Source organism: Pseudomonas sp. BNK-45 (genome assembly GCF_047456255.1).
In the GTDB taxonomy this organism is placed as follows: Bacteria; Pseudomonadota; Gammaproteobacteria; order Pseudomonadales; family Pseudomonadaceae; genus Aquipseudomonas.
The window spans coordinates 6,278,840-6,300,505 of sequence record NZ_CP179909.1; the positions used below are offsets into that span (position 1 = coordinate 6,278,840).

Consider the following 21,666-nt stretch of genomic DNA (forward strand, 5'->3'; position numbering starts at 1 on the left):
CTGCTTAGCCGCGAAACTCGCCGCGACCGTTGTACTTGGCCTTGCCGTTCAATTGCTCTTCGATACGCAGCAATTGGTTGTACTTGGATACGCGATCGGAACGGCACAGGGAGCCGGTCTTGATCTGGCCAGCCGAGGTGCCCACGGCCAGGTCGGCAATGGTCGAATCTTCGGTTTCGCCGGAACGGTGCGAGATCACGGCGGTGTAACCGGCAGCCTTGGCCATCTGGATGGCTTCCAGGGTTTCGGTCAGGGTGCCGATCTGGTTGAACTTGATCAGGATCGAGTTGGCGATCTTCTTGTCGATGCCTTCTTTGAGGATCTTGGTGTTGGTCACGAACAGGTCGTCACCGACCAGTTGCACCTTGTCGCCGATCTTGTCGGTAAGAATCTTCCAGCCCGCCCAGTCAGACTCGTCCAGGCCGTCTTCGATGGAGATGATCGGGTAGCGCTGAGTCAGACCTTTGAGGTACTCGGCGAAACCTTCGGCGGTGAACACCTGGCCTTCGCCGGACAGGTTGTACTTGCCGTCTTCATAGAATTCGCTGGCGGCGCAGTCCAGAGCCAGGGTCACGTCGGTGCCCAGGGTGTAACCGGCGTTGGCCACGGCTTCGGAGATGACTTTCAGCGCGTCTTCGTTGGAGGCCAGGTTCGGGGCGAAGCCACCTTCGTCACCCACCGCAGTATTCAGGCCACGGGCCTTCAGCACGGCTTTGAGGTGATGGAAAATCTCGGTGCCCATGCGCAGACCTTCCGAGAAAGACTTGGCGCCGACTGGCTGCACCATGAATTCCTGGATGTCGACGTTGTTATCGGCGTGCTCGCCACCGTTGATGATGTTCATCATCGGTACAGGCATCGAGTAGACGCCTGGAGTGCCGTTGAGGTTGGCGATGTGGGCGTACAGTGGCAGGTCCTGGTCCTGGGCAGCAGCCTTGGCCGCAGCCAGGGACACGGCGAGGATGGCGTTGGCGCCCAGGGAGGCTTTGTTCTCGGTACCGTCCAGGGCGATCATCGCGTGATCCAGCGCTTTCTGGTCGATCGGGTCTTTACCCAGCAACAGATCGCGGATCGGACCGTTGATGTTGGCTACCGCCTTGAGCACGCCCTTGCCCAGGTAACGGCTCTTGTCGCCATCACGCAGCTCCAGCGCTTCGCGCGAGCCGGTGGAGGCACCGGACGGCGCGCAAGCACTGCCGATGATGCCGTTGTCGAGAAGCACGTCCGCTTCGACAGTGGGGTTGCCACGGGAGTCGAGAACTTCACGACCTTTGATGTCGACGATTTTTGCCATTGTTGTAAACACTCCAAAGTTGACGAAAACGCTGAGTACCGCTCGATTTATAACTTGTGGGTCAAACTGCTGGTTCGTAGGAGCCGGCTTGCCGGCGAACAGGCCCGCGAAAACGCGGTGCCGGTCAGCCGGCTCCTACAGAGGAAGTCGCCGTTTTTTACGCGGTTTCTACCGTGGGGAAACTCTTGACCAGTTCGTCCAGAGCCTTGAGCTGAGCCAGGAACGGCTCAAGCTTGTCCAGACGCAGGGCGCAGGGACCGTCGCACTTGGCGTGGTCGGGATCCGGATGGGCTTCCAGGAACAGACCCGCCAGGGATTGGCTCATGCCGGCCTTGGCCAGGTCGGTGACCTGGGCCCGACGACCGCCAGCGGAGTCGGCGCGACCGCCCGGCATCTGCAGGGCATGGGTAACGTCGAAGAACACCGGGTACTCGAACTGCTTCATGATGCCGAAGCCGAGCATGTCCACCACCAGGTTGTTGTAGCCGAAGCTGGAACCGCGCTCGCAGAGGATCAACTGATCGTTGCCCGCCTCTTCGCACTTGCTCAGGATGTGCTTCATTTCCTGAGGCGCGAGGAACTGGGCCTTCTTGATGTTGATCACCGCGCCGGTCTTGGCCATGGCCACTACCAGGTCGGTCTGCCGCGAGAGAAACGCCGGCAACTGGATGATGTCGCAGACTTCGGCGACCACGGCGGCCTGGGCCGGCTCGTGGACGTCGGTGATGATCGGCACGCCGAAGGCCTGCTTCACGTCTTCGAAAATCCGCATGCCCTCTTCCAGGCCCGGGCCACGGTAGGAGGTCACCGACGAACGGTTGGCCTTGTCGAAGCTGGCCTTGAACACGTAGGGGATCCCGAGCTTCTCGGTCACCCGCACGTACTCTTCACAGACCTGCATCGCCATGTCGCGGCTTTCCAGCACGTTCATGCCGCCGAACAGCACCATCGGCTTGTCGTTGGCGATCTCGATGTTGCCTACGCGGATGATCTTCTGCGCCATCAGGTTCAAGCCTTCTTCTGGTGTTGAGCCAATGCAGCTTTGACGAAACCGCTGAACAGTGGGTGACCGTCACGTGGCGTCGAGGTGAACTCGGGGTGGAACTGGCAAGCGACGAACCATGGATGATCCGCAGCTTCGACCACTTCGACCAGCGCGCCGTCGCCCGAGCGACCGGAGATCTTCAGGCCCGCCTCGATCAGTTGCGGCAGCAACTTGTTGTTCACTTCATAACGGTGGCGGTGACGCTCGACGATCACGTCCTTGGCGTAGCAGTCGTGCACCTTGGAGCCCGCTTCGAGCAAGCATTCCTGAGCGCCCAGGCGCATGGTGCCGCCCAGGTCGGACGCTTCGTTACGCACTTCGACGGCGCCGGTGGCATCTTCCCACTCGGTGATCAGGCCGACGACCGGGTGACCGCTGGCGCGATCGAATTCGGTGGAGTTGGCATCTTTCCAGCCCATGACATTACGGGCGAATTCGATGACAGCCACTTGCATGCCCAGGCAGATACCCAGGTACGGCACCTTGTTCTCGCGAGCGTATTGCACAGCGGTGATCTTGCCTTCCACGCCACGCAAGCCGAAACCGCCCGGAACCAGGATCGCGTCGACGCCTTCCAGCAGCGCGGTGCCCTGGTTCTCGATGTCTTCGGAGTCGATGTAGCGCAGGTTGACCTTGGTGCGGTTGGTGATGCCGGCGTGACTCATCGCTTCGATCAGCGACTTGTAGGCGTCCAGCAGCTCCATGTACTTGCCGACCATGGCGATGGTGACTTCGTGCTCGGGGTTGAGCTTGGCGTCCACCACCTTTTCCCACTCGGACAGGTCGGCGCCGTTGCATTGCAGGCCGAAACGCTCGACGACGAAATCGTCCAGGCCCTGGGCGTGCAGCACGGCCGGGATCTTGTAGATGGTGTCGACGTCTTCCAGGGAAATCACCGCACGCTCTTCAACGTTGGTGAACAGGGCGATCTTGCGACGCGAGGACACATCCACCGGATGGTCGGAGCGGCAGATCAGCACGTCAGGCTGCAGGCCGATGGAGCGCAGCTCCTTCACCGAGTGCTGGGTTGGCTTGGTCTTGGTTTCGCCGGCAGTGGCGATGTACGGAACCAGGGTCAGGTGCATCAGCATCGCGCGCTTGGAGCCGACTTCGACCCGCAACTGGCGGATGGCTTCGAGGAACGGTTGCGACTCGATGTCGCCCACGGTACCGCCGATTTCCACCAGGGCCACGTCGGCATCGCCGGCGCCCTTGATGATGCGACGCTTGATCTCGTCGGTGATGTGCGGAATCACCTGGATGGTGGCGCCCAGGTAGTCACCACGGCGCTCCTTGCGCAGTACGTGCTCGTAGACACGGCCAGTGGTGAAGTTGTTGTTCTGGGTCATGGTCGTGCGGATGAACCGCTCGTAGTGGCCCAGGTCCAGGTCGGTCTCGGCGCCGTCGTGGGTGACGAACACTTCACCGTGCTGGAACGGGCTCATGGTGCCCGGGTCGACGTTGATGTACGGGTCCAGCTTGAGCATGGTGACCTTAAGCCCCCGCGCCTCCAGGATGGCCGCCAATGAAGCCGAGGCAATGCCTTTCCCCAATGAAGAAACAACACCGCCCGTGACGAATATGTAGCGCGTCATGAAAAACCCTAGAAGTCTGCGTTAAAGCGGTCAGTGCCGCCGGGGAAAGCGAAGGAAGGCCGAAGCCCCCGATCACCTGCATTAATCACAGTGCACCTTTCAAAAAAACCGCCGCGTGGTGACAGACCGGATGCAAAAACACCGGTAGGTTGCTCGCTACACATTTTTTGGAATCGCCCAGCAAAGACTGCTTGGTAATCGGCAACTCCTGCAATTCAGGCGAATCCACAGAAGTTGTATCAAGAAGGGAGCGTAGTCTACCGGAAAGCCCCTTTCAGCTCAAACCTTGATCGCTGGTCAGTGGTCGCCAATGCAATTGCCAGTCGGCCAGAGGTTTCGCGCCGGGCCCAGTCAGGTTAGCCAGCGCCAACAGCTGCTCCCCCTGATACAACAGCGGCAATCTGCCACGGACAAAACCCGGTAGCCCGGCTTCGTTGAGCAAACGCTTCAGGTCACGATGGCCGCGCCCTGCCACCTGCACGACCTCCCCTCCCTGTCGGTAGCCTATGCGCAACGGTCCCTGGGGCGCCCTTCCACTGAAAAACACCTCGCCATTGCCCGGCAAACGCAATGGGCATGTCGGATCCAGCCATTCAACCGACCCCTGCACCGGCTGCAACCAGGCACCGGACAACCACCAGACCCGCCCGCACGCACGATGCAGCTCACCATCGGCCAGGCGCCACAGCGGCCGGCCATCGGCGCCGGCATCCCGCAGGTTCTCCCACCCGTGCCAATGATCGGTATCGGGCAAACGGCCAAAACCACCCAGCCAATGGCTCAGGGCATTGCGCTGGCGGGCCGGGGACAGGGTCTGCAACGGCGCAAGGGCCAGCGACGGCAGGCCAAGCCAGGAAAAACAGTCCCCGCCCTCAGCAGCCGACAGGTCCAGCGCCGCCAGCTCGTCGAGCAGGCCCTGGGCCTCCCTCAGGTGCGCGGCGCTGCGACTCATGCAGGTAGCGGCCTGAGGCCAGCGGGCCAGCAAAGAGGGCATGACCTGATGCCGCAGGTAGTTGCGCGAATACTGATGATCGGCATTCGAAGGGTCCTCGACCCAACTCAGGCCATGCTCGGCGGCATGGCGCTCAAGCTCCTGACGCGACACGCCAAGCAAAGGTCGCAGCAACTGCCCGCCCCCCAGAGGCCGGCACATCGGCATTGCCGACAAGCCCCGGACCCCGGCTCCGCGCAACAGACGAAACAGCAGGGTTTCGGCCTGATCATCACGGTGCTGCGCCGTCAGCAGCAGTTCATGCGCCGCGGTGAGCGCCGCGAACGCCCCGTATCGAGCCTCACGGGCGGCCTGTTCAAGACTGGCACCAGCCTGCACCTGCACGCGAATCACTTTCAGGGGCACGCCCAGGGCATCACAGATCGCCTGGCAATGCTCCGGCCAGGCATCCGCCGCTTCTTGCAGCCCATGGTGGATATGCACAGCCTGCAGTGTCGGCAGGCGTTGCCGGTGCGCCAGACTGGCAAGCAGGTGCAGCAGGACAGTGGAGTCAAGACCACCGGAGAGGGCGACACGCCAGACCTTGGCATCGAGCCAGGGCCTCAGACTGTGCAGCAATTGGGTGCTGAGAGCGTTCATGCAGCGATCAAAACCTGTAGGAGCGGCCGGCTGGCGCAGTCACTTGCCCCGCTATAAGCAACGACGCCGCCATCGAATCGATGGCGGCGCCTGGGTCGCGAACGAGCGTGCCCCTAACGGGGAAAGCGCTAGTCGATCAGAGACCGTAGCTCATCAGGCGGTCATAACGACGGGCCAGCAAGGTGTCGTTATCCATTTCCTTGAGCATCGCCAGCTGCGAGCTGAGCTCGGCACGGATCGAAGCGGCAGCCGCCGCCGGATCACGGTGGGCGCCGCCCAGTGGCTCGCTGATGACCTTGTCGACAATGCCCAGGCCTTTCAGACGCTCTGCGGTGATGCCCATGGCCTCGGCCGCATCGGCAGCCTTTTCCGAGGTTTTCCACAGGATCGAGGCGCAGCCTTCCGGCGAAATCACCGCATAAGTGGAATATTGCAGCATGTTCAACTGGTCGCAGACGCCGATGGCCAATGCGCCGCCGGAACCGCCCTCACCGATCACGGTGGCGATAATCGGGGTCTTCAGGCGCGCCATGACCCGCAGGTTCCAGGCAATGGCCTCGCTCTGGTTGCGCTCTTCAGCATCGATGCCCGGATAGGCGCCCGGGGTGTCGATGAAGGTCAGGATCGGCATCTTGAAGCGTTCGGCCATTTCCATCAGGCGGCAGGCCTTGCGATAACCTTCCGGACGCGGCATGCCGAAGTTGCGACGCACTTTCTCGCGTACTTCGCGGCCTTTCTGATGACCGATGATCATCACCGGCTGCTCGTCCAGGCGGGCAACACCACCGACAATCGCCGCGTCGTCGGAGAAGTGGCGATCGCCATGCAGCTCGTCGAACTCGGTGAAGATGTGCTGGATGTAGTCCAGGGTGTATGGACGACGTGGGTGCCGTGCCAGACGTGCGATCTGCCAGCTGGTGAGCTTGCCGAAGATGTCCTCGGTCAGGGTGTTGCTCTTGTCCTGCAGGCGGGAAATCTCATCGCCGATATTCAGCGAATTGTCATTACCGACCAAGCGCAACTCTTCGATCTTGGCTTGCAGGTCGGCGATCGGCTGTTCGAAATCAAGAAAATTCGGGTTCATAGGCGTCCGTCTGGGCTCGACGTCCAAGGGGGCTTGGGCCGGCCGGTTGTCTATTCGCGCCCTACCTTAAGGGACGGACGCGTTGAGGTCGAGATTAAAAATTCAGGTGACGACAAGGCGCAATGATGGCGCCTCTCCGTCAACGGTATTGGAGGAAGACGTTGTCTCGCCCGAACTGGTCACGCAGGGCTTGAATCAAGCTGTCCGCCGGGTCGATCCGCCAGTTCTCGCCAAACTGCAGCAGGGCCTTGGCGTCATTACGGCTGTACTCCATGGTGATCGGGCACGCGCCGCGGTGGCGCTTGAACAACTCACCCAGCCAGCGTAGCTGATCGCCCTTGAGGGCATCGGTATGGACTTTCAGGCGCAGGCTTTCCGCCAGGTTGGTCCGCGCGTCTTCCATGCTCATCACCCGCTTGACCCGCAAGCGCAGGCCTCCGGAGAAGTCGTCGTTGCTCACCTCGCCTTCCACCACCACCATGGCATCGGTCTGCAACAGCGATTGCGCCGAATGGAACGCATCGGCAAACAACGAGGCCTCGATCCGTCCCGAGCGGTCGTCGAGGGTGATGAAACCCATCTTGTCGCCCTTCTTGTTCTTCATCACCCGCAGGGCAATGATCATCCCCGCCACCGTCTGGGTATCCCGGGCCGGCTTCAGATCGATGATGCGCTGACGGGCGAAACGACGGATCTCGCCTTCATACTCATCGATCGGGTGCCCGGTCAGGTACAGCCCAAGGGTATCTTTCTCGCCCTTCAGGCGCTCCTTGAGGGTCAGTTCCTTGGCCTTGCGGTGGTTGGCATAGACGTCCGCGTCTTCCTCGACAAACACTCCGCCGAACAGGTCGGCGTGACCACTGTCGTGGGTCCGAGCGGTCTGTTCCGCCGCCTTGATCGCCTCTTCCATGGCCGCCAGCAACACGGCACGATTCTGATCGATGTTGGCCTGATAAGCCTTGGGCTCATCGAAGAAGTGCGGGCCGAGGCGGTCCAGGGCGCCACTGCGAATCAGACCATCCAGGGTCCGCTTGTTGATGCGCTTGAGGTCGACCCGGGCACAGAAATCGAACAGGTCCTTGAACGGCCCCTCGACACGGGCTTCGGTGATGGCTTCCACCGGACCCTCGCCCACCCCTTTAATCGCACCAAGGCCATAAACGATGCGGCCTTCGTCGTTCACCGTGAACTTGAACTCGGAAGTGTTCACATCCGGCGCATCGAGGCGCAGCTTCATGGTCCGCACTTCCTCGATCAAGGTCACGACCTTGTCGGTGTTGTGCATATCCGCAGACAGTACCGCCGCCATGAAGGGCGCCGGGTAGTGCGCCTTGAGCCAGGCAGTCTGGTAGGACACCAGGCCGTAGGCGGCGGAGTGGGATTTGTTGAAGCCGTAACCGGCGAACTTTTCCACCAGGTCGAAGATGTTGCCCGCCAGGTCGGCGTCGATGTTGTTGCTGGCGCAACCCTCAATGAAACCGCCACGCTGCTTGGCCATTTCCTCGGGTTTCTTCTTACCCATGGCCCGACGCAGCATGTCCGCACCGCCGAGGGTGTAACCGGCCATGACCTGGGCGATCTGCATCACCTGTTCCTGATACAGGATGATGCCGTAGGTCGGCGCCAGCACCGGGCGCAGGCCCTCGTACTGATAGTCGGGGTGCGGGTAGGCCAGTTCGGCGCGACCGTGCTTACGGTTGATGAAGTCATCCACCATCCCCGATTGCAGCGGCCCCGGACGGAACAGGGCCACCAGTGCGATCAGGTCTTCCAGGCAGTCGGGCTTGAGCTTCTTGATCAGCTCCTTCATGCCCCGGGATTCAAGCTGGAATACCGCGGTGGTTTCAGCTTTCTGCAACAGGCTGTAGGTCGGCTTGTCGTCCAGCGGGATAAAGGCGATATCCAGCGGTTCCTCGCCCACCTTGGCGCGGTCGCGGTTAATGGTTTTCAGCGCCCAATCGATGATGGTCAGGGTCCGCAGGCCGAGGAAGTCGAACTTCACCAGACCGGCCGCCTCGACGTCATCCTTGTCGAACTGGGTTACCAGGCCGCCGCCTTCTTCGTCGCAGTAGATCGGCGAGAAGTCGGTGAGCTTGGTCGGCGCGATCACCACGCCACCGGCGTGTTTACCGACGTTACGCACCACGCCTTCGAGCTTGCGCGCCATTTCCCAGATTTCCGCCGCCTCTTCATCGACCTTGATGAAGTCCCGCAGGATCTCTTCCTGCTCGTAGGCTTTTTCGAGCGTCATGCCGACTTCGAAGGGGATCATCTTCGACAGACGGTCGGCCAGACCATAGGACTTGCCCTGGACCCGCGCCACGTCGCGGACCACCGCCTTGGCCGCCATGGAACCGAAGGTGATGATCTGGCTCACCGCGTTGCGGCCGTACTTCTCGGCCACGTAGTCGATCACCCGGTCACGGCCATCCATGCAGAAGTCGACGTCGAAGTCGGGCATCGATACCCGTTCCGGGTTAAGGAAACGTTCGAACAGCAGGTCGTATTCCAGCGGGTCGAGGTCGGTGATCTTCTGCACGTAGGCCACCAGGGAACCGGCACCCGACCCCCGGCCGGGACCTACCGGCACGCCGTTGTTCTTGGCCCACTGAATAAAGTCCATCACGATCAGGAAGTAACCGGGGAACCCCATCTGGATGATGATATCCAGCTCGAAGTTCAGGCGGTCGACATAGACCTGGCGCTTGGCCTCGTAGTCCTCGGTGGTGTCCCTGGGCAACAACACGCTGAGGCGCTCTTCCAGGCCGTCGAAGGAAACCTTGCGGAAGTACTCATCGATGGTCATGCCATCGGGAATCGGGTAGTCGGGCAAGAAGTGCTTGCCCAGCTTGACCTCGATGTTGCAACGCTTGGCGATCTCGACCGTGTTTTCCAGGGCCTCGGGCAGGTCGCTGAACAGCTCGGCCATTTCCTCGGCGCTTTTCAGGTACTGCTGGTCGCTGTAGTTCTTCGAGCGTCGCGGATCGTCCAGGGCGCGGCCTTCGCCGATGCAGACCCGGGTCTCGTGAGCTTCGAAGTCTTCCTGCTTGATAAAGCGCACATCATTGGTAGCCACCAGCGGCGCGCCAATCTTGTCGGCCAGGGCCACGGCGGCGTGCAGTTGCTCTTCATCATTGGGCCGGTTGGTACGCTGCACTTCCAGGTAGAAACGGTCCGGGAATACCGTCATCCACTCCCGGGCCAGGGTCTCGGCGACCTCCAGGTCACCGGCGATCAGCGCCATGCCGATCTCCCCCTCCTTGGCCGCCGAGAGCATGATCAGGCCTTCCGCGGCTTCCGCGACCCATTCGCGTTCGATGATGATCTGGCCGTTGCGCTGGCCATCGATAAAGCCCCGGGAAATCAGCTCAGTGAGATTGCGATAGCCCACGGCATTCATCACCAGCAGACTGATGCGGCTCAGGGCATTGTCCGGGTCCTTGTTCGACAGCCACAGGTCGGCACCACAGATCGGCTTGATCCCGGCACCCATGCTGGCCTTGTAGAACTTGACCAGGGAACACATGTTGTTCTGGTCGGTAACCGCTACCGCAGGCATGCCCATGCCGGTCAGGGCTTTGACCAGCGGTTTGATCCGCACCAGGCCGTCGACCAGGGAGTACTCAGTGTGCAGGCGCAGGTGAACGAATGAAGCCGGCATAGTGATCCTGTAATAAGCGCGAAAACAACAAGGCCCGGATTGTACCGGGCCTCGACTAAAACATCAGCCTCAGGACGGAATCTCGCCCCGCGCCTCAAGGGCCTCATAGGCTTGTCGCACCGGGGCGAACGAGCGCCGGTGAATCGGGGTCGGTCCCAGGCGGGCCAGGGCCTCCAGGTGCACCGGCGTCGGATAGCCCTTGTGGCCGCCAATGCCATAGCCCGGGTAGATCAGCTCAAAGGCAGCCATCTCGCGGTCGCGGCTGACCTTGGCCAGAATCGATGCCGCGGCAATCGCCGGAACCTTGCTATCGCCCTTGACCACCGCTTCGGCGGGCATGGCCAGCTTGGGGCAGCGGTTGCCATCGATCATTGCCAGCTTCGGGGTCACGCTCAGTCCCTCCACCGCCCGCTGCATGGCCAGCATGGTGGCGTGGAGGATATTCAGTTCGTCGATTTCCTCGACTTCAGCCCGGGCAATGCACCAGCTCAAGGCTTTTTCGCAGATTTCGTCGAACAGCTTCTCGCGACGGGCCTCGGTGAGTTTCTTCGAATCATTGAGACCAAGAATCGGCCGTTTCGGATCGAGAATCACCGCCGCAGTGACAACGGCTCCGCACAAGGGGCCACGGCCGACCTCATCGACACCGGCCACCAGATCCTCGGCATCCGCCACCAGGGTGAAGTCCAGGCCCATCTGCATCTTCGCGTTACTCATTGTGATTTGCCGATCAGCTCAAGCACCGCTTGCGCGGCCTGGTTGGACGCGTCGCGACGCAAGGTTCGGTGGATCTCGTCAAAACCGCGGGTCTGCTCTTCCCCGCCTTCGATCAACGGCGACAAGGTCTGCGCGAGGGCTTCGGCGGTGGCGTCATCCTGCAACAGCTCCGGCACCAGCAGGCGCTGGGCCAGCAGGTTCGGCAAGGAAATGTACGGACTCTTGACCATGCGCTTGAGAATCCAGAAGGTCAGCGGCGCCAAACGGTAGGCCACCACCATTGGACGCTTGTAGAGCAAGGCTTCGAGTGTCGCGGTGCCAGAAGCGATCAGCACCGCGTCACAGGCGGCCAGGGCCTTGTGGGACTGGCCATCGAGCAAGGTCAGCGGCAGGTCACGACTGGCCAGCAGTTCTTCGAGCTGGAGCCGACGCTCCGGGCTGGCGCACGGCATGATGAAGCGCACGCCGGGACGCAGGGTACGCAAGCGCTGTGCGGCATCCAGGAACAAGGCCCCCAGGCGCCCCACTTCACCGCCACGACTGCCGGGCATCAAGGCCACCAGAGGCCCGTCCGGCAGACCCAGTTCGGCACGCGCCGCCTCTCGGTCCGCCTGCGGCGGAATGGCATCGGCCAGAGAGTGGCCGACGAACTTCACCGGTACGCCTTTCTCTTCGTAGAACCGGGCCTCGAAGGGAAACAGCGTGAGCATCAGGTCGCACCCTTCGCGAATCTTCAGCACCCGTTTCTGGCGCCAGGCCCAGACCGACGGACTGACGTAATGCACGGTCTTGATCCCGGCCTGACGCAGCTTGAGTTCGATATTCAGGGTGAAATCCGGAGCATCGATACCGATGAATACATCCGGCTTTTCGGCAATCAGGGTCTGGATCAGCTTCTTGCGTCGCGCCAGCAACTCACGCAGTCGCCCAAGCACCTCGACCAAGCCCATGACCGCCAGGCGCTCCATGGGAAAGTAAGAGGTCAGACCTTCGGCCTGCATCAGCGGACCGCCGACGCCAATGAATTCGACAGCCGGGTGCTGAGCCTTGAGGGCTCGCATCAGACCGGCGCCGAGAATGTCGCCGGAGGCTTCGCCAGCCACCAGCGCAATACGCAGAGTGTTCATGATTAACGGGTGATGCCGCGAGTCGAAGACTGGATCGAGTCACGAAACACCGCGACTTCCGGGAACTCAACCGCCGCTTCGGCCAGTTCAGCCAAGGCTTGATCCACGGTCAGACCCTGACGGTAAACCACCTTGTAGGCGCGCCGCAGTGCGTGGATCGCGTCCTCGCTGAAGCCCCGACGGCGCATGCCTTCAAAATTCATGCTGCGGGCTTCGGCGGGGTTGCCGAACACCGTTACGAACGCCGGTACATCCTTGCCGATGGCGGTGCCCATGCCGGAGAAGCTGTGGGCGCCGATATGGCAGTACTGATGCACCAGGGTGAATCCGGAAAGAATCGCCCAGTCGTCAACATGCACATGGCCGGCCAGCGCTGTGTTGTTGACCAGGATGCAGTGGTTGCCAATGACGCTGTCATGACCGATGTGGGCGTAGGCCATGATCAGGTTGTGATCGCCCAAGGTGGTTTCGGAACGGTCCTGGACGGTGCCACGGTGAATGGTCACGCCTTCGCGGATCACGTTGTGGTCACCGATGACCAGGCGGGTTTCCTCGCCTTTGTACTTCAGATCAGGGGTGTCCTCACCTACCGAAGAAAACTGGTAGATGCGGTTGTGCTTACCGATCCGGGTCGGGCCCTTGAGAATGACATGGGGCCCGATCACTGTACCCTCGCCGATTTCCACACCAGCGCCGATGATCGACCACGGGCCAACCTCAACGTCGTCGGCCAGGATGGCCGTCGGATCGATGATTGCGCGAGGGTCAATCAAACTCATAGTTTGCGTTCCGCACAGATGATTTCAGCAGAGCACACCGGCTTGCCGTCGACCGAGGCCTGGCACTCGAACTTCCAGATCTGGCGCTTGCAGCTGATGAACTTGGCCTCAAGAATCAGCTGGTCGCCCGGCAGCACTGGCTGGCGGAAGCGCAGCTTGTCGGAACCGACGAAGTAATACAGGGTGCCATCGGCTGGCTTCACGTCGAGCATCTTGAAACCGAGAATGCCCGCAGCCTGAGCCATGGCTTCGATGATCAGTACGCCCGGCATGATCGGATGCGCAGGAAAGTGACCATTGAAGAACGGTTCGTTGATGCTGACATTCTTGTAGGCACGAATGCACTTGCCCTCAACATCCAGGTCCACTACCCGATCCACCAACAGGAAAGGGTAACGGTGAGGCAGGTATTCGCGAATCTCGTTGATGTCCATCATTTCGGGGGGAAGCCTGTAGTAAAGAGTGGGAGCGCGCGACTAACGCACGCCCCTCTAGCAAATCAAGGAGGCCGTCTAGCGGCTGTGCACACTTGATATGGAAATGGTATCAGCCATCTGATGAAGCATTGCCGTCAGGGGTCACGCCCCCAACGCGCTTTTCCAACTGACGCAGGCGTCGCGCAAGATCATCGAGCTGACGGATGCGTGCCGCGCTCTTGCGCCACTCGGCAGCAGGTTGCATGGCCGTACCGGAAGAGTAGGCACCCGGCTCGGTAATCGAGTGAGTCACCATGGTCATTCCAGTGAGGAATACGTTGTCACAAATATCGATGTGCCCGACCAGCCCCACACCGCCGGCGAGCATACAGTGCTTGCCGATCTTGGTGCTGCCGGAGATCCCCACACAAGCGGCCATGGCGGTGTGATCACCGACCTGAACGTTGTGGGCGATCTGAATCTGGTTATCGAGCTTCACGCCATTGCCGATGACGGTGTCGGCCAGGGCGCCACGATCGATCGCGGTGTTGACGCCAATCTCGACATCGTCACCGATGGTCACGCCGCCAATCTGCGCGATCTTCTGCCAGATGCCTTTCTCGTTGGCAAAGCCGAAGCCTTCGCCCCCCAGCACCGCGCCCGACTGGATAACCACTCGTTTGCCGATGCGTACGTCGTGGTACAGGGTGACCCTTGGCGCCAGCCAGCCGCCCTCGCCGATCTCGCAGCGGGCACCGATAAAGCAATGAGCGCCGATGGTCACTCCGGCACCGATGCGAGCACCACTCTCGATCACCGCAAACGGGCCAATGCTGGCCGCTGGATCCACCTGCGCATCAACGGCAATTACCGCGGATGGGTGAATGCCAGCCGGGGCCTTGGGCTTGGGGTCGAACAGATGGGAAATTCGGGCATAGGACAGGTAAGGATCGGCCACCACCAATGCGTCGCCGGCATAGGCCTCGGCATCAGCGGCTTTCAGCAACACCGCACCGGCCTGGCAGTCCACCAGGTACTTGCGATATTGCGGGTTTGCCAAAAAGCTCAACTGAGCTGGGCCAGCCTCCTGCAAGGTGGCTAGCCCAGTGATTTCCTTCTCCGCGTCGCCACGCAAGGTGGCGCCGAGGAACTCGGCCAACTGGCCGAGTTTTATAATCGCGGTCATGGCTTACTTCAGCTGATTCATGCGCTCGATAACTTGGCGAGTGATGTCGTACTGAGGTTTGACATCGATCACTGCGCCACGCTCGAAGACCAGATCGAAACCGCCTTTCTTGATGACTTCTTCAACTGCGCTGTCCAGCTTCGGCTTCAGTTGCTTGAGCATCTCGCGGTCAGCAACAGCCTTGGCTTCGTTCAGTTCCTTGGACTGGAACTGGAAGTCACGGGCCTTTTGCTTGAACTCGAGCTCCAGACGTTCACGCTCGCCCTGCTGCATCTTGTCGCCACCGGCCACCAGGCGATCCTGGATACCCTTGGCGCTGCTTTCCAGGGTTTTCAGCTTGGTCAGTTGCGGACCGAACTTTTTCTCGGCGTCCACTGCGTACTTCTTCGCCGCGTCGGATTCCAGCAGTGCCATCTGATAGTTCAGAACGGCAATTTTCATTTCGGCAAACGCCGGGCTCGCGACCAGAACGGAGGCCAGGAGAACCAATTGAGTCAACTTACGCACGATGCACTCCTACAAAATCCATTGTCGTTATCTTGGGTCAGGCTATTAGAAAGTCTGACCGAGGGAGAATTGGAACACCTGGGTCTCAGCGTTATTCGGTTTCTTCACTGGCATCGCCAGGGCAAAGCTCAATGGACCCAGGGCCGTAACCCAAGTCACACCGACGCCCACGGAGCTGGCCAGGTTGCTGAGGCTGATGTCATTGCACTGCGTCTTGGAAGAAATGCCGTTGGTATTTTTCACGTTCGAGCACTTGGAATCGAACACGTTACCCACATCCCAGAACACCGACGTCCGCAGGGAACGCTGATCCTTGACGAATGGCAGCGGGAACAACAGTTCGGCACCACCCTGGATCAAGACGTTACCACCGAACGGCAGCGGATCCTGATCGGGGTCGGCTGCAGTTCCGACGTTGCCCGTTACACCAGCACCACGACTCGGGGTACTGCGCGGCCCCAAAGTGCTGTCCTTGAAACCACGAACCGAGTTGAAACCACCAGCATAGTAGTTCTCGTAGAACGGCAAGCCGTCGGTTGAACCGTAGCCATCACCGTAGCCCAGCTCGGTATGGAAGCGCATGGTGTAGTTTTCAGTCAGCGGCTGGAACATCTGGCCACGGTAATCAAGCTTGAAGAACGACAGATCGCTACCTGGGGTAGTGGTTTCCAAGACCAAACTCTGAGAGTGGCCTCGGGTGGCCAGCACACCTTTGTTCAAGGTCGATTCGGACCAGCCGGCGGATGCCTTGAAGTTCAGGTAGTTGCTGCCCTGCTGATTCACGAAGTCGAAAATCTCATCGACGGTGTACAGACCTGTCTTGATCTTGTCCTGCTGCGCAGTCAGGCCGAAGGTCAGACGCGAAGTCTCACTGATCGGGTAACCCACGCTGACACCGGCACCCAGGCTGTCCACCGCATAGCTGGCCACGTTGACGTCGAGGTCTTTGTAGTCAGTGGTGCGATAGAAGGCGTTGTAGCCCAGGCTCACGCCATCGGCGGTCCAGTAGGGGTCAACGTAGCCGAAGTTGTAGCGGCTCTGGTATTCACTGCGGGTCAGGCCAATGCTGACCTTGTTACCAGTACCCAGGAAGTTGTTCTGAGTGATCGAACCACCAAGGATCAGACCGGCACTCTGGGCGAAACCGACGCTGGCGGTGATCGACCCGGACGCTTGTTCTTCCACCGCGTAGTTCACGTCAACCTGGTCATCGACACCCGGAACAGCCGGAGTCTCGACGTTGACCTCCTTGAAGAAGCCCAGGCGCTCCAGGCGAGTCTTGGACTGGTCGATCAGGTAGGTCGAAGCCCAGCCACCTTCCATCTGACGCATTTCGCGACGCAGCACTTCGTCCTCGGACTTGGTGTTGCCACGGAAGTTGATGCGGTTGACGTAGGCACGCTTGCCCGGGTCCACCACGAAGGTGATGTCCACGGTGTGATCTTCATCATGCGGCTGAGGCACGCCGTTGACGTTGGCGAAGGTGTAACCCTCGTTACCGAGACGACGAGTGATCAGTTCGGAAGTGGTGGTCATCAGCTTGCGCGAGAACACCTGGCCCTTCTCCACCAGCAACAGCGCCTTGACCTGGTCTTCAGGGACCTTCAGGTCGCCGCTGAGCTTCACGTCACGAACGCTGTACTTCTCGCCTTCGTTGACGTTGACAGTGATATAGACGTGCTTCTTGTCCGGAGTGATGGACACCTGGGTCGAAGCAATATCCATGTTGATATAGCCACGATCGAGGTAGTAGGAGCGCAGACGCTCCAGGTCACCGGACAGCTTTTCACGAGCGTACTTGTCGTCGTTCTTGAAGAACGACAGCCAGTTGGTGGTCTTGAGTTCGAACAGGCCGATCAGGTCTTCATCAGGGAAAACCGTGTTGCCCACCACGTTGATGTGCTGGATGGCAGCGACCGTACCTTCGTTGATCTTGACCTTCAGGCCAACGCGGTTGCGTGGTTGCGGCACCACTTCGGTCTCAACGGTGGCCGAGTAACGACCCTGGGCGACATATTGACGCTGCAGTTCGTTACGCACGCCTTCGAGAGTCGCACGCTGGAAGATTTCGCCTTCGGCCAGGCCAGACTGCTTCAGGCCCTTCATCAGGTCTTCGGTAGAGATCGCCTTGTTGCCTTCGATCTCGATACTGGCAACCGACGGCCGCTCGACTACCGTAATGACCAGGACGTTGCCATCGCGGCCCAGCTGGATGTCTTGAAAGAAACCGGTTTTGAACAGCGCACGAGTGGATTCCACCAGGCGACGGTCGTCCGCCTGCTCGCCGACGTTCAACGGCAAGGCACCAAAGACGCTACCCGCGGAAACGCGCTGAAGGCCGTTGACGCGGATATCGGAGATAGTGAAGGACTCGGCGTGAACTTCGGCGATCATCAATACGGTGAGAACCGCAGTTAGCAGCAGACGTTTCATGAAGTCCTTTCTTATTCCAACTGGCAATAAACAAACTGCCGCAAAATGCGGCAGATTCGCAATTCAGCGAAGCGTTACAGACGACCCAGATCGTTGACCAGAGCAAGCAGCATGACTCCGACCACCAAGCTGATACCGATCTGTATCCCCCAACCTTGCACCCGATCCGACAAGGGACGACCACGCGCCCACTCGATCAGATAGAACAACAAATGCCCCCCATCCAGTACCGGGATGGGCAACAAATTCAGAACACCCAGGCTAATACTCAGATAAGCAAGGAAATTCAAGAAATCAGCAATGCCCGACTGGGCAGAAGCGCCCGCCACTTTAGCAATGGTTATCGGTCCACTCAAGTTTTTTACCGAGAGCTCGCCGAACAACATTTTCTTCAGTGATTCCAGGGTCAGGACGCTCATGGTCCAGGTCCGCCGGGCCCCTTCGCCAATGGCCTCCAGCGGACCATAACTGACCTCGCGGAGCATCTCCGGCGGCCAGTCTACCGCCTTCACCCCGGCCCCAAGATAACCGCTGGGCGCCTTGCTTTCACCGCGACTGGCCAAAGTCACCGGGATCTCGATCTGAGCACCATCGCGCTCCACCTGCAGCACAATCTTGCTGCCAGGATGCATCCGCACCCAATCGACCACTTGCTGCCAGTCATTGAGCGACTGCCCATCAAGGGCCAACAGACGATCACCGCTTTTCAGGCCAGCCGCCTGGGCCGGGCCTTTCGGGTCCAGCTCGGCCAACACCGGCGGCAACGCCGGCCGCCATGGGCGAATCCCCAGGGAGCGGATAGGGTCCGGCTCATCAGCCCCCTTGAGCCACTTGTCCAGTACCAGCTGACGGGGCGACTCCACAGTCGCGCCCTGCTCGCGCACCAACACCTGCAACGCGCCACTTTCACCCAAACGACGCACCAGCTGCAGGTTGACCGCTGCCCAGCCAGTGGTCGGCTCACCGTCGATGGCGACGATTTCCTGACCGGCAGCAAGGCCTGCCTGCGCCGCAATACTGCCCGCCTCGACATCACCGATAACCGGCCGCACCTGCTGGCTGCCCAGCATCGCCAGACCCCAGAAGAACACCAGCGCCAGGAGGAAGTTGGCAATCGGCCCCGCGGCAACAATGGCAATGCGCTGGCGAACCGACTTGCGATTGAAGGATTGATCCAGCTCCTCGACGGCCACTTCGCCTTCACGCTCATCGAGCATTTTCACGTAGCCGCCCAGCGGAATGGCGGCGATCACGAACTCGGTGCCACGACGATCGTGCCAGCGCAGCAGCGGCATGCCGAAGCCTACGGAGAAGCGCAGCACCTTGACGCCACAGCGGCGGGCGACCCAGAAGTGGCCGAATTCGTGGAAGGTGACCAGCACGCCCAGGGCTACCAGGGTGCCGACAATCATATAGAGCGCGCTCATCTACTTTCTCCGCAATCCTGTTCGCCGCCACTCGCGCGGTCGCGCATCCTATCGCCCGTTACGCTGCAACCATTGTTCCGCCAGGCTCCGGGCCTTGGCGTCCGCCGCAAACACCGCATCGAGTTCATTGACTGCGACCACAGGTTCACGGACTAAAACTTCGTCGATGATACTCGCGATTTCCGGGTAACGGATGCGCCGTTCGAGAAACGCCGAAACCGCCACTTCGTTGGCCGCATTGAGCATCGCCGGCGCACTGCCTCCCGCCTCGGCAGCCTGACGCGCCAGCCGCAGGCAAGGAAACCGCTGCTCGTCGGGTGCTTCGAAGTCCAGGCGGGCAATCGCAAACAGATCCAGCGGCGCAACACCAGAGTCGATACGCTCCGGCCAGGCCAGGGCATTGGCGATCGGCGTGCGCATATCGGGATTACCCAACTGCGCCAGCACCGAACCGTCGACATAATCCACCAGGGAGTGAATCACGCTCTGGGGATGCACCACCACTTCAACCTGTGAAGGCCTGGCATCGAACAACCAACAGGCCTCGATCAGCTCCAGGCCCTTGTTCATCATGCTCGCCGAGTCCACGGAGATCTTGCGTCCCATGGACCAGTTCGGATGGGCACAAGCCTGCTCGGGCGAGACACGCTCAAGCTCGGCCAGCGGCGTCTGACGGAACGGACCACCCGAGGCTGTCAGCAGAATCCGTCGCACCCCGATTGCCCCCAACCCCCGGGAGAAGTCGGCAGGCATGCACTGGAAGATTGCATTGTGCTCGCTGTCGATGGGCAGCAGCACCGAACCACTCTTGCCCACCGCCTGCATGAACAGCGCGCCGGACATCACCAATGCTTCCTTGTTGGCCAGCAGAATTTTCTTGCCGGCCTCAACGGCTGCCAGGGTCGGACGCAAACCGGCCGCCCCGACAATCGCCGCCATCACCGCATCGACCTCAGGCGCCGACGCGACGTCACACAAACCTTGCTCACCCACCAGAACCCGGGTCGAGAGACCGGCAGCCCGCAGCTCTTCCTGCAAACGACTGGCGGCAGCCGCCTCCGGCACCACCGCAAAGCGCGGCACGTGGCGAATGCACAATGCCAGCAACTCGGCCAGGCGACTGAACCCGGTGAGGGCAAACACCTGGTAGCGATCCGGATGACGGGCAATAACGTCCAAGGTACTCAGCCCTATGGAGCCCGTAGCCCCCAGAACCGTTACCTGCTGGACAGCACTCACAGTCCGGCCATCCACAGCAGTACCGCAAACACCGGGATAGCCGCCGTCAGGCTGTCGATCCGATCGAGCACGCCACCATGGCCCGGCAACAGGTTGCTGCTGTCCTTGATGCCCGACTGACGCTTGAACATGCTCTCGGTCAGATCACCGACCACGGAAATAAACACCACGATGGCCGCCCCCAGCAACCCCAGCAGGATCTGCCCGGCACTCCAGTCACGCACCAGCCCGACCACCGCGGTGATCACCAGGCTCAAGGCCAGGCCGCCATACACACCTTCCCAGCTCTTGCCAGGACTGACCTGAGGCGCCAGCTTGCGCTTGCCAAAAGCCTTGCCGGAGAAATAGGCGCCAATATCCGCGCCCCACACCAGCACCATGACCGACATGATCAACCAGTTGCCCAGTGGCAGCTGCTTGATGAACACCAGGCCCTGCCAGGCCGGCAACAGGATCAACAGACCGATCAGCAGCTTGGGCGCGACGCCCGACCAGTGCTCGCTGGTACGCGGATAAGTCAGCACCAGGAAGGTCGCCAACGCCCACCACAGCACTGCAGCGCCCAGCACCCAAGGAGCAACGCCCGGCACCAGGTGCATGAGCAGCAACATCGCCGCCACCACCAAGGCGAAGGCGACCCGAGCCGGCTGCGCCTCGAAACCGGCCAGGCGCGCCCACTCCCAGGCTCCCAGGCTCACCACCAGACCGATGAACAGGGCAAACCCCGAACCTTCCAGCAGGAAAAACCCGCACAAAGCGATCGGCAGCAGGATCAGTGCCGTAATGATTCGTTGTTTAAGCATTAAACCCGGGCTCCAGCCTCGACCTGCTCGCTCGTCTTACCGAAGCGCCGCTGGCGAGATGCGTAATCGGCCAGCGCATTGCGCATGGCTTCGTGTTTGAAGTCCGGCCAGAACAGGTCGGAGAAATACAACTCGGCATAGGCCAGTTGCCACAACAGGAAGTTACTGATGCGATGCTCGCCACCGGTACGAATGCACAAATCCGGCAACGGCAGATCGCCGGTTGCCAGGCAGGTCTGCAACAGACCCGGCGTGATGTCCTCGGGGCGCAGATGACCGGCCTGAACCTCACGCGCCAGGCGCTGGGCAGCCTGAGCGATGTCCCACTGCCCGCCATAGTTGGCGGCAATCTGCAGGATGAAACGATCGGGACCGGCCGTAATGGCTTCCGCCTCGCGCATCGCCGCCTGCAGCTCGGGATGGAAGCGCGAACGATCGCCAATGATCCGCAAGCTGATGTTGTTCTCGTTGAGGCGCTTGGCCTCACGACGCAACGCCTTGAAGAACAGGTCCATCAAGGCGCTGACTTCATCAGCCGGGCGCTGCCAGTTTTCACTGGAAAAGGCAAACAGGGTCAGCACCTCGACCTTGGCCTCAGCGCACACCTCGATCACCGCACGCACGGCATCGACACCCGCTTTATGCCCGGCAACACCCGGCATAAAGCGTTTTTTTGCCCAGCGGTTATTTCCGTCCATGATGATCGCGACATGGCGCGGCACCGAGGACAACACGGACTGCTTGGTCTTTTCCATGAAAACG

At 60.8% G+C, this 21,666-nt stretch carries 17 protein-coding genes; all 17 read right to left on the reverse strand.

Annotated features, from left to right (window positions below; genetic code table 11):
• Nucleotides 1–4: 4 nt before the first annotated feature.
• Complete coding sequence (gene eno / locus ACMGG8_RS28575; RefSeq protein ID WP_060837772.1) at nucleotides 5–1,294, reverse strand: phosphopyruvate hydratase; 1,290 nt, start codon at nucleotides 1,292–1,294, stop codon at nucleotides 5–7.
• Nucleotides 1,295–1,451: 157 nt separating this feature from the next.
• Nucleotides 1,452–2,297, reverse strand: coding sequence for a 3-deoxy-8-phosphooctulonate synthase (gene kdsA / locus ACMGG8_RS28580; RefSeq protein WP_042940934.1), 846 nt, complete (start codon nucleotides 2,295–2,297; stop codon nucleotides 1,452–1,454).
• Nucleotides 2,298–2,302: 5 nt separating this feature from the next.
• A complete protein-coding gene (locus ACMGG8_RS28585) occupies nucleotides 2,303–3,934 on the reverse strand; it encodes a CTP synthase (protein ID WP_016964687.1) in 1,632 nt (543 codons plus the stop codon).
• A gap of 274 nt (nucleotides 3,935–4,208) precedes the next feature.
• Nucleotides 4,209–5,525 (reverse strand): tRNA lysidine(34) synthetase TilS, encoded by a 1,317-nt coding sequence (gene tilS, locus ACMGG8_RS28590; protein WP_414158840.1) that lies wholly within the window; start codon nucleotides 5,523–5,525, stop codon nucleotides 4,209–4,211.
• A gap of 136 nt (nucleotides 5,526–5,661) precedes the next feature.
• The gene (locus ACMGG8_RS28595) at nucleotides 5,662–6,609 is read right to left on the reverse strand and encodes an acetyl-CoA carboxylase carboxyltransferase subunit alpha (protein WP_016964689.1); all 948 of its coding nucleotides are present in this window, start codon (nucleotides 6,607–6,609) and stop codon (nucleotides 5,662–5,664) included.
• Between the two features lie 139 nt (nucleotides 6,610–6,748).
• Nucleotides 6,749–10,270 (reverse strand): DNA polymerase III subunit alpha, encoded by a 3,522-nt coding sequence (gene dnaE / locus ACMGG8_RS28600; RefSeq protein ID WP_060837770.1) that lies wholly within the window; start codon nucleotides 10,268–10,270, stop codon nucleotides 6,749–6,751.
• 69 nt (nucleotides 10,271–10,339) lie between these two features.
• Nucleotides 10,340–10,972 (reverse strand): ribonuclease HII, encoded by a 633-nt coding sequence (gene rnhB, locus ACMGG8_RS28605; RefSeq protein WP_060837769.1) that lies wholly within the window; start codon nucleotides 10,970–10,972, stop codon nucleotides 10,340–10,342.
• An 11-nt stretch (nucleotides 10,973–10,983) separates the two neighbouring features.
• Nucleotides 10,984–12,114, reverse strand: a complete 1,131-nt coding sequence (lpxB, locus tag ACMGG8_RS28610; protein WP_414158841.1) for a lipid-A-disaccharide synthase — start codon at nucleotides 12,112–12,114, stop codon at nucleotides 10,984–10,986.
• Nucleotides 12,115–12,116: 2 nt separating this feature from the next.
• Entirely contained in the window at nucleotides 12,117–12,893 is a 777-nt protein-coding gene (gene lpxA / locus ACMGG8_RS28615) for an acyl-ACP--UDP-N-acetylglucosamine O-acyltransferase (RefSeq protein WP_060837767.1), read from the reverse strand.
• On the reverse strand, nucleotides 12,890–13,330 hold the full coding sequence (gene fabZ / locus ACMGG8_RS28620; RefSeq protein WP_007924058.1) for a 3-hydroxyacyl-ACP dehydratase FabZ: 441 nt from the start codon (nucleotides 13,328–13,330) through the stop codon (nucleotides 12,890–12,892). The genes lpxA and fabZ overlap by 4 nt, the downstream gene beginning before the upstream one ends.
• A 109-nt stretch (nucleotides 13,331–13,439) precedes the next feature.
• Nucleotides 13,440–14,495, reverse strand: a complete 1,056-nt coding sequence (gene lpxD / locus ACMGG8_RS28625; protein ID WP_060842603.1) for a UDP-3-O-(3-hydroxymyristoyl)glucosamine N-acyltransferase — start codon at nucleotides 14,493–14,495, stop codon at nucleotides 13,440–13,442.
• Between the two features lie 3 nt (nucleotides 14,496–14,498).
• Nucleotides 14,499–15,002, reverse strand: coding sequence for an OmpH family outer membrane protein (locus ACMGG8_RS28630; protein ID WP_016964695.1), 504 nt, complete (start codon nucleotides 15,000–15,002; stop codon nucleotides 14,499–14,501).
• Between the two features lie 45 nt (nucleotides 15,003–15,047).
• Nucleotides 15,048–17,435 (reverse strand): outer membrane protein assembly factor BamA, encoded by a 2,388-nt coding sequence (gene bamA / locus ACMGG8_RS28635; RefSeq protein WP_060842602.1) that lies wholly within the window; start codon nucleotides 17,433–17,435, stop codon nucleotides 15,048–15,050.
• A 74-nt stretch (nucleotides 17,436–17,509) separates the two neighbouring features.
• Nucleotides 17,510–18,862, reverse strand: coding sequence for a sigma E protease regulator RseP (rseP, locus tag ACMGG8_RS28640; RefSeq protein ID WP_414158842.1), 1,353 nt, complete (start codon nucleotides 18,860–18,862; stop codon nucleotides 17,510–17,512).
• A 48-nt stretch (nucleotides 18,863–18,910) separates the two neighbouring features.
• Nucleotides 18,911–20,101, reverse strand: a complete 1,191-nt coding sequence (ispC, locus tag ACMGG8_RS28645) for a 1-deoxy-D-xylulose-5-phosphate reductoisomerase (RefSeq protein WP_060837763.1) — start codon at nucleotides 20,099–20,101, stop codon at nucleotides 18,911–18,913.
• Entirely contained in the window at nucleotides 20,098–20,904 is an 807-nt protein-coding gene (locus ACMGG8_RS28650) for a phosphatidate cytidylyltransferase (protein WP_060837762.1), read from the reverse strand. Before ACMGG8_RS28650 ends, ispC begins: the two co-directional genes overlap by 4 nt.
• Entirely contained in the window at nucleotides 20,904–21,659 is a 756-nt protein-coding gene (gene uppS, locus ACMGG8_RS28655) for a polyprenyl diphosphate synthase (protein ID WP_047302041.1), read from the reverse strand. The genes ACMGG8_RS28650 and uppS overlap by 1 nt, the downstream gene beginning before the upstream one ends.
• Between the last annotated feature and the right edge of the window lie 7 nt (nucleotides 21,660–21,666).